Origin of the sequence: Tardiphaga sp. (assembly GCF_025356345.1) — a bacterium.
GTDB lineage: Bacteria > Pseudomonadota > Alphaproteobacteria > Rhizobiales > Xanthobacteraceae > Tardiphaga.
Map to the genome: position 1 here is coordinate 1 of NZ_JANXTC010000215.1, position 12,813 is coordinate 12,813.

At 62.7% G+C, this 12,813-nt stretch carries 17 protein-coding genes; 12 read left to right on the forward strand and 5 right to left on the reverse strand.

Features of this window, described 5'->3' with window-relative positions; all coding sequences use genetic code 11:
• The 7 genes from Q0S16_RS13230 to Q0S16_RS13260 form a co-directional block, all read left to right on the forward strand.
• A partial coding sequence (locus tag Q0S16_RS13230) for an urease subunit alpha (protein WP_295848920.1) occupies positions 1-1,055 on the forward strand: 1,055 nt, incomplete at its 5' end.
• 233 nt (positions 1,056-1,288) lie between these two features.
• Positions 1,289-1,588, forward strand: a complete 300-nt coding sequence (locus tag Q0S16_RS13235; protein ID WP_295848922.1) for a putative quinol monooxygenase — start codon at positions 1,289-1,291, stop codon at positions 1,586-1,588.
• Between the two features lie 26 nt (positions 1,589-1,614).
• Positions 1,615-1,914 (forward strand): putative quinol monooxygenase, encoded by a 300-nt coding sequence (locus Q0S16_RS13240; RefSeq protein WP_295848924.1) that lies wholly within the window; start codon positions 1,615-1,617, stop codon positions 1,912-1,914.
• 10 nt (positions 1,915-1,924) lie between these two features.
• A complete protein-coding gene (locus Q0S16_RS13245) occupies positions 1,925-2,527 on the forward strand; it encodes an urease accessory protein UreE (protein ID WP_295848926.1) in 603 nt (200 codons plus the stop codon).
• A complete protein-coding gene (locus Q0S16_RS13250) occupies positions 2,508-3,251 on the forward strand; it encodes an urease accessory protein UreF (RefSeq protein ID WP_295848928.1) in 744 nt (247 codons plus the stop codon). Before Q0S16_RS13245 ends, Q0S16_RS13250 begins: the two co-directional genes overlap by 20 nt.
• A gap of 117 nt (positions 3,252-3,368) precedes the next feature.
• Positions 3,369-3,998 carry an urease accessory protein UreG gene (ureG, locus tag Q0S16_RS13255; protein ID WP_295848930.1) on the forward strand — a complete coding sequence of 210 codons (630 nt, stop codon included), beginning with the start codon at positions 3,369-3,371 and terminating at the stop codon, positions 3,996-3,998.
• A 155-nt stretch (positions 3,999-4,153) separates the two neighbouring features.
• The gene (locus Q0S16_RS13260; RefSeq protein WP_295848932.1) at positions 4,154-5,803 is read left to right on the forward strand and encodes an HWE histidine kinase domain-containing protein; all 1,650 of its coding nucleotides are present in this window, start codon (positions 4,154-4,156) and stop codon (positions 5,801-5,803) included.
• 141 nt (positions 5,804-5,944) lie between these two features.
• On the opposite strand, the gene Q0S16_RS13265 is transcribed toward Q0S16_RS13260, so the two are convergent.
• Together Q0S16_RS13265 and Q0S16_RS13270 are read right to left on the reverse strand one after the other, a co-directional pair.
• Entirely contained in the window at positions 5,945-6,493 is a 549-nt protein-coding gene (locus tag Q0S16_RS13265) for a sigma-70 family RNA polymerase sigma factor (RefSeq protein ID WP_295848933.1), read from the reverse strand.
• The gene (locus Q0S16_RS13270) at positions 6,493-6,684 is read right to left on the reverse strand and encodes a NepR family anti-sigma factor (RefSeq protein WP_295848935.1); all 192 of its coding nucleotides are present in this window, start codon (positions 6,682-6,684) and stop codon (positions 6,493-6,495) included. The genes Q0S16_RS13265 and Q0S16_RS13270 overlap by 1 nt, the downstream gene beginning before the upstream one ends.
• Positions 6,685-6,906: 222 nt before the next feature.
• On the opposite strand from Q0S16_RS13270, the gene Q0S16_RS13275 reads away from it, so the two are divergent.
• Together Q0S16_RS13275 and Q0S16_RS13280 are read left to right on the forward strand one after the other, a co-directional pair.
• The gene (locus tag Q0S16_RS13275; protein ID WP_295848936.1) at positions 6,907-7,713 is read left to right on the forward strand and encodes a response regulator; all 807 of its coding nucleotides are present in this window, start codon (positions 6,907-6,909) and stop codon (positions 7,711-7,713) included.
• Positions 7,714-7,899: 186 nt separating this feature from the next.
• Positions 7,900-8,334, forward strand: coding sequence for a hypothetical protein (locus Q0S16_RS13280; RefSeq protein WP_295848939.1), 435 nt, complete (start codon positions 7,900-7,902; stop codon positions 8,332-8,334).
• Positions 8,335-8,351: 17 nt separating this feature from the next.
• On the opposite strand, the gene Q0S16_RS13285 is transcribed toward Q0S16_RS13280, so the two are convergent.
• From Q0S16_RS13285 to Q0S16_RS13295, 3 genes are all read right to left on the reverse strand, one after another.
• Positions 8,352-8,825, reverse strand: a complete 474-nt coding sequence (locus Q0S16_RS13285) for a hypothetical protein (RefSeq protein WP_295848942.1) — start codon at positions 8,823-8,825, stop codon at positions 8,352-8,354.
• A 90-nt stretch (positions 8,826-8,915) separates the two neighbouring features.
• The gene (locus tag Q0S16_RS13290) at positions 8,916-9,287 is read right to left on the reverse strand and encodes a DUF883 family protein (protein WP_295848944.1); all 372 of its coding nucleotides are present in this window, start codon (positions 9,285-9,287) and stop codon (positions 8,916-8,918) included.
• Positions 9,288-9,363: 76 nt separating this feature from the next.
• The gene (locus Q0S16_RS13295; protein ID WP_295848946.1) at positions 9,364-10,473 is read right to left on the reverse strand and encodes an AI-2E family transporter; all 1,110 of its coding nucleotides are present in this window, start codon (positions 10,471-10,473) and stop codon (positions 9,364-9,366) included.
• Between the two features lie 240 nt (positions 10,474-10,713).
• On the opposite strand from Q0S16_RS13295, the gene Q0S16_RS13300 reads away from it, so the two are divergent.
• The 3 genes from Q0S16_RS13300 to Q0S16_RS13310 all read left to right on the forward strand — a co-directional run bounded on the left by Q0S16_RS13300 (position 10,714) and on the right by Q0S16_RS13310 (position 12,388).
• Positions 10,714-11,469, forward strand: a complete 756-nt coding sequence (locus Q0S16_RS13300; RefSeq protein WP_295848948.1) for a L,D-transpeptidase — start codon at positions 10,714-10,716, stop codon at positions 11,467-11,469.
• A gap of 20 nt (positions 11,470-11,489) precedes the next feature.
• Positions 11,490-12,137 (forward strand): DUF2865 domain-containing protein, encoded by a 648-nt coding sequence (locus tag Q0S16_RS13305; RefSeq protein ID WP_295848950.1) that lies wholly within the window; start codon positions 11,490-11,492, stop codon positions 12,135-12,137.
• A 95-nt stretch (positions 12,138-12,232) separates the two neighbouring features.
• Positions 12,233-12,388 (forward strand): Thivi_2564 family membrane protein, encoded by a 156-nt coding sequence (locus Q0S16_RS13310; protein WP_086937086.1) that lies wholly within the window; start codon positions 12,233-12,235, stop codon positions 12,386-12,388.
• Positions 12,389-12,813: the final 425 nt, after the last annotated feature.

Sequence of the window (12,813 nt, forward strand, 5' to 3'; positions counted from 1 at the left end):
TGCACGAGGACTGGGGCACCACGCCGTCGGCGATCGACACCTGCCTGTCGGTGGCTGACGACTACGACGTCCAGGTGATGCTGCATTCGGATACGCTCAACGAGTCCGGTTTCGTCGAGGACACCGTGAAGGCGTTCAAGGGCCGCACCATTCACGCCTTCCATACCGAAGGAGCCGGCGGCGGTCATGCGCCTGACATCATCAAGATCGCCGGCCTGAAAAACGTTCTTCCTTCCTCGACCAATCCAACGCGGCCTTTCACCCGCAACACCATCGACGAGCATCTCGACATGCTGATGGTGTGTCACCACCTCGATCCGTCGATTGCAGAGGATTTGGCGTTCGCCGAAAGCCGCATCCGCAAGGAGACGATCGCCGCCGAGGATATCCTGCACGACCTCGGCGCGCTCTCGATGATGTCGTCGGATTCGCAGGCGATGGGCCGGCTGGGTGAGGTCATCATCCGCACCTGGCAGACCGCCGACAAGATGAAGAAGCAGCGCGGCTCGTTGCCGCAGGACAGCGGCAATAACGACAATTTTCGCGTCAAGCGTTACATCGCCAAATACACCATCAACCCGGCGATCGCCCATGGCGTGTCCAAGCTGATAGGCTCGGTGGAGAAGGGCAAGCTGGCGGATCTGGTGTTGTGGTCGCCGGCGTTCTTCGGCGTCAAGCCGGATCTGGTGATCAAGGGCGGCATGATCGTGGCGGCGCCGATGGGCGATCCCAACGCCTCGATCCCGACGCCGCAGCCGGTGCACTACCAGCCGATGTTCGGTGCGTTTGGCCGCGCGCTGACGCAATCATCCTTCGTCTTCACCTCGGGCGCCGCGATTTCCAACGGCCTGCAGGCCAGGCTAGGCACTCAGAAGGCGCTCTACGCGGTGGAGAATACCCGCAGCGGCATCTCGAAGAAGAGCATGATCCACAACGATGCCACGCCGGACATCGAGGTCGATCCGGAAACCTACGAGGTCCGCGCCGACGGCGAGTTGCTGACCTGCGCCCCGGCCGACGTCCTGCCGATGGCGCAACGTTATTTCATGTTTTGAGGAACTCGTGCCCCGGACGCGATGCGTTGCGCCGCTCTTGCGGCGTGGTGCTTCGCAGAGCCGGGGTCCCGGCTGCCAGTCGAGACACCGGCATCCCGGATACGGAGCGGCATAAGAATGCCGCGCCGTATCCGGGAAACGTGGCACCGTTGTCCCCTTCAACCCCGCGCCATAACCCCGTAAGGTCCGTCTCGGCCATCGCAGTGCCACAACACGACCCGGGAGAACTCGCTTTGATCTATATCGTTGCCACTCTGACCGTGAAGCCGGAATCGCGCGCCGAACTGATTGCCGCGGCGACCGCCTGCATCGCGGAGACCCGCAAGGAAGCCGGCAATATCGCCTATGACATGCATGAGAGCATCACCGATCCCGCCAAAATGGTGTTCGTCGAACAATGGGAAAACGCTGAAGCGCTGGAGCCGCATCGCAAGAGCGACCACATGCGCGCTTTTGGCCGTGTCGTGGTGAATTGCCTCACCGCGCCGCCGAAGATCGAAGTGATCACCCCCGCCGATGTCACCATCCGCTAATCAAGAAAAGCACAGGGAAAACGCCCATGATCTATGTCGTCGCCACCAGCCAGGTGAAGCCGGAATGCCGCGAAGCCTTCATCACCGGAGCCAAGCAATGCATCGCCGCCACGCGCCAGGAAAAAGGCTGCGTTTCCTATGAGAACCACACCAGCATCCACGATCCCAATCTGTTCGTGGTGGTCGAGCGCTGGGAAAGCCGCGAAGACCTGAATGCCCATGGCAAGGCGCCGCACATGAAAGTCTGGCGTGAATATTCCGCGCCGTTGAAAGTATCGCCGACCGTCATCGAGATCATCAGCGATGCCAAGGTCGAGAAATTCTGAGAGAGCAAGCATGATCCGCGCTACAGACGTCAAGGGTCAGTATCCCTGGAAGGAGCCGGCGGTTGATACCGTCGTGCTCGATTTTGACGACCGGCATCGCCGCCGCATGGCGATGACCGGCACGCGCGGGCTTGAATTCTTGCTCGATCTGGAAAACGCCGTCGCGTTGCGCGGCGGCGATGCGCTGGTGCTGGAAGACGGCCGTCTCATCGAGGTGGTCGCCGCCCCCGAGCCGCTGATCGAAATCCGCGGCAGCGATCCCACCCATCTGGTGCGCGTGGCCTGGCACCTCGGCAACCGCCATCTGCCGACCCAGATCGTCGGCAAGGGCCTGCGAATTCGCCGCGACCATGTGATCGAGGACATGGTCAGGGGCCTCGGCGCCCGGGTCATCGCCATCGAGGCGCCGTTCGATCCGGAAGGCGGCGCCTATGCCGCGGTGGTCGAGACGCACGACCACGGCCATCATGGCCATGATCATGGCGCCCATGACCATGCCGGGCATGACCATTCGAAACACGAGCCCGCGGCAGCGCACGTTCATGACGAGCATTGTGGCCACGATCATGGCCATGATCATCATGGCCACTCCCATGCCCATGACCACAAATAGTCTGGACGTCGTGCCGCTGGCGGAGCCTGGGGCTTTGTCCGCGGACGAAGGCGCGGCGCTGTACCGGCTGATGACCTGGCTGTCGCCGGCGTTTCCGGTTGGCGCCTTCTCCTATTCCAGCGGTATCGAATGGGCGGTGGAAGCCGGCGACATCGTCGATGCCGCGACGCTCCGGGACTGGCTGTCGTCGATGCTGACCGACGGCAGCGGCTTCTGTGATGGGGTATTTCTCGCGCATGTGCACCGCGCCGCATCGGTCGGCGACGTTGCCGCGCTGCGTGACATCGCCGAACTGGCGGCGGCCTTCGTGCCGTCAAAAGAGCGTCAGCTCGAGACCTCGTCGCAGGGCAAAGCCTTCATCGAGATCGCCCGCAGCGCCTGGAATCATAACGGTCTCGAGCGACTGATCGCGGCCTGTGAAGGCGCTCTGGTCTATCCCGTCGCCGTCGGCCTGGTCAGCGCCGCGCACCGCATTCCGCTTTCCGCTACCATGCACGGCTTCTTCCATGCGGTGACCTCGAACTGGATTTCCGCCGGCGCGCGGCTGGTGCCGCTCGGCCAGACCGACAGCCAGCGCGTGCTGGCCGCGCTGGAGCCCGTGGTCGTCGCCACCGGCACCCGCGCCCTGCGGGCCTCGCTTGACGAGCTCGGCGGCGCCACCTTTCGCGCCGACATCGCCAGCCTGCGCCATGAGACGCAATATACGAGACTTTTCAGGTCATGAAGGATGTTGTAGCCCGGATGAGCGAAGCGACATCCGGGATAAAACGCATGCGTTCCCGGATATCGCTTCGCTCATCCGGGCTACGGACTACTGGCGCTAACCGAAAGACCAACTGACATGTCTTCCTTTCACGGTCCGCTGCGCGTCGGCATTGGCGGTCCCGTCGGCTCCGGCAAGACCGCGCTGATGGACCTGCTGTGCAAGACCATGCGCGAGCGTTACGACATCGCTGCCATCACCAACGACATCTACACCAAATGGGATGCCGAATTCCTGGTGCGCTCGGGCTCGCTGACCGCGGACCGCATCGCCGGTGTCGAGACCGGCGGCTGCCCGCACACGGCGATCCGAGAGGACGCCTCGATGAATCTTGCCGCGGTCGCCGACATGCGCGCCAAATTCCCCGACCTCGACATGGTGCTGATCGAATCCGGCGGCGACAACCTCGCGGCGACCTTCTCGCCGGAACTCGCCGACCTCACCATCTATGTGATCGACGTCGCCGCCGGCGACAAGATCCCGTCGAAGGGCGGACCGGGCATCACCCGTTCCGACCTGCTGGTGATCAACACGATCGATCTGGCGCCCTATGTCGGCGCCTCGCTGGAAAAGATGGATACCGATGCGAAACGGATGCGCGGCATCAGGCCGTTCGTGATGACCAATATGAAGACCCATGACGGCCTCGACCGCATCATCGCCTTCATCGAAACCAAGGGCGGGCTGCGAGCCCGAAACGTGGCCTGAAAGTCGGCAAGGCCTTAAAATTGTTAAGGCCGTTTACGTAGAGTAAAAGCCACGTTGAAATAATCCCGATCCCCCCGGAACAAAAGGGCCGTGGCGTGATTGGGCTACATCTTGGCCGCTGAACCGGCAGCAATATTCCATTTCCGAGTAACCGTGTGGTCCGGCTGGGTTTCATCATCGGGTTTCTGGCGCTGATCGGAGTTCTGCTCTCCGGTCTCGCTGCCTATCGTGTGCACGATCAGGAATTGGCACTCGACGACATCGCGCTGGGGCGCGGCGTGGATATCCACGCCAGCCTGGTTCAGGAACGTTTGACCGAGCGCGAGCTGCTTGCCCGCGTCGCCGCCGGCCTGTTTCGGGCGCCGTCGGTGATCAAGGCCAATATGCTGCAGCCGCTGCGATCATCGATCTATGCCTTCAAGACCGATTTCGTGATCGCGAGCTGGATCGCGCGGCTGCAGCCCGCCGAGTTGCCGGCGGCGCAGGCCGAGTTGGCCCGCGCCGGCTTCCGCAACCCCGCCATTCGCAATTTTGATGATTCACCATTAAGCGCGGAGCCGACGGGCGAGCCGGTCAACGTGTTGATGGACGTCGAGCCGCGCAACTCGGTGACCGAAAGCCTTGCCGGACGCTCCCTGAATGGCAGCCCGAATATGGGCCCGATACTGGCTCGGGCCATGGCCGAGGGCCGGCCGGCGGCGTCCGACCCGACCAGCCTGCTGAGCTCCAGTGGACCGATCGGTCTGGTGCTGACGGCTCCGGTGCTGCAGGAAGGCAATGCGATGCCCGCGGGCTTCGTGTCGTTTTCCTACGAACTCGGTCCCCTGATGCTGGCCAATGACGAGATGTCGTTGTTTTCCGTGGCGCTGAAGGATCCGCGCCATGAAGATCACGAACTCGTCGCGGACGGGCAGGGCATGGTCACCAGCCGCGCGCTGGTGCCGAACGGGCCCGCGCTGGCGATCCTGCGCTCCGTGTCCTTTGGCGGACGGGACTGGTCGCTCGGCTATTATCCGAAGACCAATGTGGCACTTCGCGCCGAACGCATGGCGATCATTGTCGGCGGCATCGGCCTGGCGCTGACCTTCATCATTTGCGGGCTGTTCGGCTACGTCTCCTACAGCAATCTACGGCTGCGGCGGGAAGTTGCGATTCGCATCGGTTTCGAACGCCGGCTGACCGTGGTGATCGACGAACTCAATCACCGCGTGAAGAACATCCTGGCGGTGATCCAGTCGATCGTGACGCGCACGCTGCGCCATGGCGCCGATGTCGACGTCGCCCGCGATCTGCTGATCGGCCGCATTCACGCGATGTCCAACGTCGTCTCGCTGCTATCAGAGAGCCAGTGGCAGGGCGTGCAGCTGAGGGGCCTGTTCGAGGCCCGTGCCATCCCGCATGCCGAGCGTATCGCCGTCACCGGCCCGGATGTCGTGGTCAGCGCCCGCGCCGCGCAGAGCCTGTCGCTGCTGTTTTTCGAACTGGCGTCGCATTCCGATGAGGGGCTGTCGCTGGTCGGCAAGCATCCGCACATCGTGGCGCATTGGGAAATCAAGGGCGCCGGACCGGGCGCGACGTTCGATTTTCGCTGGGAAGAATTCAACACCAGCGAAGCGACGCGGCGGCCCGATAGCGATTTCGGTTTGGTGTTGCTGGACCGGGTCGCGCCGGAAGCGCTTGGTGGTATGGCCAAGCGCTACTTCACCGAGGTCAGCTACGTCTATGAGCTGACCGCGCCGATGGAGACCGTGATCGACATGACCGAGCGCGACCGCACCGAGGCTTTGGCCAAGCCGGTCAACTAGTTAGCTGTCCCCTGCACAGATTTGCCACGTTGCCACAAACTTGCCGCAAGACGTGGTTTGACGTACGGGGTCTTGAGGCAAAATTGAGGCACAAAAAACGGCCACCGAAGTGGCCGTTTTTCAATTCGTGCGTCGCCGGTGTCAGCCGCCGCTGCCGCCGATCACGGCGCGGACGGTGTTGTCCGGACCGAAATCATCAGCGCCATCGACATACAGCAACGCGCTGAGCTTCGACCGGGCGCGGTTGACGCGACTCTTGATGGTGCCGACGGCGCATCCGCAGATCGTCGCGGCGTCTTCATAGGAAAACCCGGAGGCACCGACCAGAATCAGCGCTTCACGCTGGTCCTGCGGCAATTTCTCCAGCGCCGCGCGAAACTCCTCGAATTCCAGATGCGCGTTCTGCGCCGGCTGGGTCTTCAGCGTCTTGGCGTAGCTGCCATCGGCATCTTCCACCTCGCGCCGGCGCTTGCGATAGTCGGACCGGAACAGGTTGCGCAGGATGGTGAACAGCCAGGCGGGCAGATTGGAGCCGACCTGGAAGGAGTCGATATTGGCCAGCGCCCGCAACAGGGTTTCCTGCACCAGATCGTCGGCGCGGTCGCCATTGCCGGACAGAGAGATGGCGAAGGCGCGCAAGCTCGGCACCGAGGCCAGAATGTCGTCGCGAAGGGAATCGGTGAGAGGCATCAGTCCCTCCCGTCTGTTTTGGCCGTGGCCGGATCGGCCGCCTTGGGCTCGTCGAGCTGGCGGATCAGATCCGCGAACCGGTCGGGCACGCCCTGGCGCACCACATCATCATACATGGCGCGCAACTGGTGCCCGATCCTTGACTGGATCTCGGCGTTGAGCCCACCCTGCTTTGGCTTCACATCTTTCATGACCCGTTCCAACTTCCCCAGGGGTTAAGCCCATGGAATTCGAGATTTTTTTGCTTTTTTGAAGCCATCTCGGCCTGTGTTACGGTTGCTAATTCAGAGCCGCGGTGAAAGTTCCGGATCAATGGAACTTTTGTGACGGTGGCGCGTAAACATGCGCATCAGGGGAGCCGGGAGCTGTCGTTCTCTCACCTTGTTGCGTTAAACAGATAAAATGGAGTGGGGATGTCCCGATCACAGCTTGTAGCTGAACATTTACCGCTGTTGCGGCGCTATGCCCGTGCCTTGACGGGCAATCAGGCCTCGGGCGACGCCTATGTCGGCGCCATGCTGGAAGCGCTGCTGCAGGACCAATCATTGCTCGATGAGCAGCATGGCCCCCGGGCCGGGCTGTTCCGGCTTTTCACGCAGATCTGGAATTCGGTCGCGCTGAACGACGACCCCGACGTGACTTCCTTGCCACTGGCCTCGGAGCGACGTCTCTCCAACATTACCCCGCTGCCGCGCCAGGCCTTCCTGCTGCTGTCGCTGGAAGGGTTTTCGGAGGAAGAGGTCGCCTTCGTTCTCGATGTCGATGTCGTCGAGGTTCGCGCCCTGGCCGATACCGCGGGTCGCGAAATGGCCGCCGAGATCGCCACCGATGTGCTGATCATCGAGGATGAGACCTTCATCGCGATGGATCTGGAAAGCCTGGTCAAGAACCTCGGCCACAATGTGATCGGCGTCGCCCGCACCCATGCCGACGCGATTGCGCTGGCCAAGAACAAGAAGCCCGGCCTGATCCTGGCCGATATCCAGCTCGCCGACGGCAGCTCGGGTCTCGACGCGGTCAACGAATTGCTGCGCCTGTTCGAGGTGCCGGTGGTCTTCATCACCGCCTATCCCGAACGCTTCCTGACCGGCGAGCGCCCGGAGCCGGCGTTCCTGATCTCGAAGCCGTTCCAGCCTGCGATGGTCTCGGCCGTTGCCAGCCAGGCGCTGTTCTTCCAGCGCAATTCCCGCAACAAGGCGGCCAAGGCGGCGGTTTCCTAAATCACCCATCGCGCGAGACATCAGGGCGGCCGCGATTTTCGCAGCCGCCCTTTTTTTGGCGGCTGCCAGCAGCAGCAAAATACCGCGCACGGTTAAGTGATGGTTACCCTTGAACCGTTGGGCCGGGTCGGCGTTCTCATGGTGGCGGCCACATCATGGCCGCATATAGGGCAGGCGAGGCGGAAAATGTCTCAGATCTCCAGCGGAATTGTCGGTGTGATGGCGGCGATAGCCACCTTCGGCGCTATTCAATATGCCGCCGGCAGCGACCTGCGCGGCACCTTCGGCGTGGCCGGGCAGGCGGCGGTTGAGACCGCGAGCATTCAGGAGACGGCGGGCGCCGTGAACCGCGCCGCCAAGGGCGACCGGATGACCTCCAACTCGGCCGGCCGCGAGCGCGGCCAGACCATGTCGTTCGAAGTTCAGGGTCTGTCGGCGACATCGGTGCTGTTGCACCTCGCCCCGATCCCGGTGAGGACCGAGACCATTGTCGTGCGGCCAAGCCCGGTCAGCGTGAAGACGCTGGCGGCCGGCGAAAAATCGGCGGTGGCCTGCGAACCCCCGGTCAGCGTGCTCTCCGAAGTCGCCAAATTACTGCAGCCCGGCCGCTGCGTGACCTGATCGCGTGATGGCGTCGATCACTCCTCGGCAGGCGTGTCATCATTATCCTCTTCTTCATCGTCCGCAGCCGCCGCATTGCGGGTGGCAAAATAGCCCAGTGCCACGCCGGCGATCGCCAGCAGAGGTACCAGCTTCTTCAACCCGATCGCCCGGATGATCGGCAGCGCGGTGGCCAGCAGCATCGGGTCGATCAATGGCGCACTGGCCGCGGCGCGCGCTGCGCGGCGGGCTGCCGCCTCTGCCCGTTCCCGCGCCCGGCGCTTTTTCGTGGTGTAGACGGCCGCCCCGATCAGCGCCACCACCAGGAAGATCGCGGCGACCGTGACGCAGGCTTCAATCAGTCCGTAGCGCTGCATGACCGCGATGAAGGCGGCGGCGCTGAGGAACGACAGCGTCACGAACAGCGCAAAGCCGACCAGCGCGGCCAGCGAGGTCATGCGCAACGTGGTGCCGGTGCTGTCCTTGAATTCGTCGATGATACGCTGAAACATGTCGTCCCCCGAAAAATTGGCCTGTGCACGAAAACTGGCGACGCCGTGCGGCGCCGCCAGTGGTAACTCACGCTGAACGCGTCGCAGCCATCAACGGCGCCAGGCCGCGCCGATCAGGATGCCAAGGCCGAGCGCCAGGCCGACCGCGGCCAGCGGCCGCTGGCTGATGACGTCCTCCATGGATTCTTCCAGCGATGATGCCTGATCCCACGCCGCATCATAGGCGGCGTTGCCGCGCTCCGATACGTCCGACATCACGCTGTCCGCGCGGGAGCGGGCCTGCTTGATGCCGCGACGCGCCTGCTTGCCGGCCTCGCCGGTGAAGGCGTTGAGCGCATCGGTGATCTGGTCGGTGAGAGCTGAAATATCGTTCTTCACGGCTGATAAATCCTTTTCGAGGCGTTGATACGTGGCCTTGTCCAGCAGGTTTCTGATCTTGTCTTCGGCTTCGGTGCTCGACATTTCACAGCCCTTCGGTCTGGAATAGATGGGGCAGAAACGCCCCGTCCGATGCTTAAGTTCCATCGCTGAAGCTGGATTAGTCCGGCGGCAATTGCGGGGAATTGACCGGCATCAAATGCTCCTTGAGGACCAGCCCGACGATCAGCAGCGGCGAGGCGAGGAAGCCGCCCATCGGACCCCATAGCCAGGTCCAGAACGCCAGCGCCAGGAACACCGCCAGCGCATTGAGCTGCAGCCGCCGGCCGATGATCGTTGGCGTCACGAAATGTCCCTCGATGAAGATCACGCCGGCAAAGGCGCCAGCCGCCATCAGCCCGGCGCCAAGCGTGGACGAATTGAGGATGCCGACCACCACCAGGATGATGAACATCGCGACCGGGCCGATGATCGGAAAGAAATTCAGCGTCGCCGCCAGCGCGCCGAGGCCGGCCGGGTTCGGCATCCCGGTCACCGCGCAGATCAGGCCGGTGGCGATGCCGACGCCGAAATTGATCATCGTGACGGTCATCAGATAGCCGCCGAGGCTGGTCTCGATCGCATTGAGAATCCGCAGCGTCCGCAACCGCCATTCATGGTCGGCGAAATTCATCACCATCGCGCGCCGCAAATCCTTCCAGCTGGCGATGAACAGCACCAGGATGGCGAAGAACAGCAGGAATTCGGTGAAGGTCGGCGACAGGAATTCCACGGTCGGCTGCACCCAGTCGATTTTTGGCATCTCGAATTTGCTGGTGGAGAGCGACTCGGCGCCGAACATGCCCTGAACCTGCTGCCACAGCGCCAGCGGCCGGTCGAACAGATGCAGCTTGTCCTTCAGCCGCGAGCCGAGTTCGGGCAGGCGCGTGGTCCATTCCATCAGCGGCGAGGAAATCAGCCCGACGATGAAAGCGAGGCCGCCACACACGCCGGTCACGATCAGGACCGCCGACACCGAGCGCGGAATCCGTCGCTTCTCCAGGAACGTCGCGGCGGGCGACAGCATCGTGCCGACGATGAAGGCGGTGACGATCGGCAGGAAGAACGCCTTCGCCACATACAGGACCGCGATCACGGTGATGATCAGCAGCGATACCAGGGTAAAGGCAACCACCTCGGCGCGCCGGATCACCGGCGGCTGCTCGGCGTTGCTGTCCGGCAGCGGGATGCCGCGGCCGCCGGATTTGGCGCCCGATTTCGATTCAGGCATGGCGCGAATTCTACCCATGATCGGCACGCCACTCCGTTGGTTGGGGCATCAAAAAGGCGATCGGATCGATCACATGCCTGAGCGCCCACAACCGGTATTCATGTCGAAGGTTCCGTCGCGAAGATGTGAAAACGCACATGGTTGACAGCGGCGGCCAAATTCAAACGCGGCGGAACGGAAACTCGCTGACGCGGTTGTTTCAGTAGTCATCCTCACGATGCGCTATCAACGGGGCTCACCATGTCGCAGGCACCATCCGGAAATCATCCATCACATGGTGTAGCCAAGGCTCTGGTTCTCGTCACCGTGCTGTTGATCGCGCCTGCTTTGTCCGCCACCGCGTCGGCGCAGATGATGAGCTATGCCAATCCGGTCCAGAACGGATTTCCGGCGGACGAGGTGATGGTTGCGCCCCAGGTTGATGGGGACGGCACCGCGGAGGCGACGCCCGAACGTTTCCGTCGCGCCGAGGTCGCGTTCAATAGTCGCGAGGCTGCCGGGACGATCGTGATCGATACCGCCAATACCCAGCTTTATTACGTTCTCGGCGGCGGTCGTGCGATTCGTTACGGCGTCGGCGTCGGCCGCGAGGGGTTCACCTGGTCCGGGACCCAGACCGTGACGCGCAAGGCGGAATGGCCGGACTGGCATCCGCCGGCGGAAATGATCGCGCGCCAGCCCTATTTGCCGCGCTTCATGGCCGGTGGTCCCGGCAATCCGCTCGGTGCCCGCGCCATGTATCTCGGCTCCAGCGTGTATCGCATCCACGGCACCAATGACGCCTCCACGATCGGCAAGTATGTCTCGTCGGGCTGTATCCGTCTGACCAATGAGGACGTCACCGATCTGTTCAGCCGCGTGACCGTCGGCACCAGGGTGATCGTGTTGCCGAAGACCGGCGCCACGCCACGCTTCGAGGCCACCCGCGACGTGCCGCGCGGCCCGGCTGCGAGTCGACACCAGGCGATGAACCTTTCGGCTTCGTCGCTGTACTGAACCGGAATGGGAATGCCATCATGAACCCGATATCAGGCAGGCGATTGGCGGTCGGAATTATCACGGCCGTGACACTGATGGGCCTCGCGCCGTCCGTGCGGGCGCAGGATTCTTTCTCGGCGTTGTTCGGCGGCATGGGGGGCAATTCGAAACCGCCGATGGTGCGACTGCCGTTTGCTGGCGATGGCGGTCCCGGTCTCGAAGGTCAACGCGAGCCGCGACCGCGCAATTATAGCGGCGGACGCCAGGCCTATTGTGTCCGGACCTGCGATGGTCGCTATTTTCCGATCACCGCCACGGACAACCAGAGTCGCGCCGCGTCGTGCAATAATTTCTGCCCGGCCAGCGAGACCAAGGTGGTTTATGGCAGCAGCATCGACCAGGCCGAGACCGAATCCGGCAAGCTCTATTCCGAACTGCCGAATGCCTTCAAGTATCGGACTGAACTGGTGGCCGGCTGTACCTGCAACGGCAACGACCAGATCGGTCTGGCTCCGATCAGCATCGAAAGCGATCCGACGCTGCGCAAGGGGGACATTGTCGCCGGCGCGGAAGGTCTGATGGTGACCGGGCGCGGCGCCGACAAGCGCGGTGCGGCGCTAAATATGTCACCGGCTTCGCCCGCGGTTCGCGCCAAGTACGAACGACCGGCCATAGAGGAAGACTAACTTGTTCCGATACTGGAACCCGGGGCAGGCTTCGGCATTGACATGATGTCGCACAACGCCGCTCGGGCGGTGCTCATTTAACCGGGGGTTTTTCCATGCTGGTCGGCGTTCTGATTACGTTTCTCGTCGTCATTCTCATTTTGTATTTGATCAACCTGCTGCCGATCGACGGACGCGCCAAGCAGATCTGCCGCGTGGTGGTGATCATCCTTGGCGTCATCTCGCTGTTGAAATACATCGCGGTATTCTGACGTCGCGCGAAACAAGAAAGCCCCGGCGATCCGCCGGGGCTTTTGCAATTTCAGAACCTTGAAAACAATTGTCGAACCGGTCGTGGCCATCGGGATGTCAGCGAGCACATGGATGCCATGTTGCGGTTCGGTCTTCAAATTCTAGAGCATCATGACCTAAAGATGAATCGGTGTCCCGTCCCCCGTCATTGCGAGGTCAGGGAAAGCCAATTGGCTTTCCCCTTAGCGAAGCGACGCGGCAATCCAGAGCCACAAGCTCCGCAAGAACTGGATTGCTTCGTCGCAAGGGCTCCTAGGAAGAAAGGGCACTTGTCCCGGACGCGGCGCAATGCGCCTCCGCGGGAGGCGTCATGCGCCGCAGAGCCGGGACCGCCAAAAACGCTGTTGCCTGATACGGTCCCGGCTCCGCGGAGCGGCATAGGAAT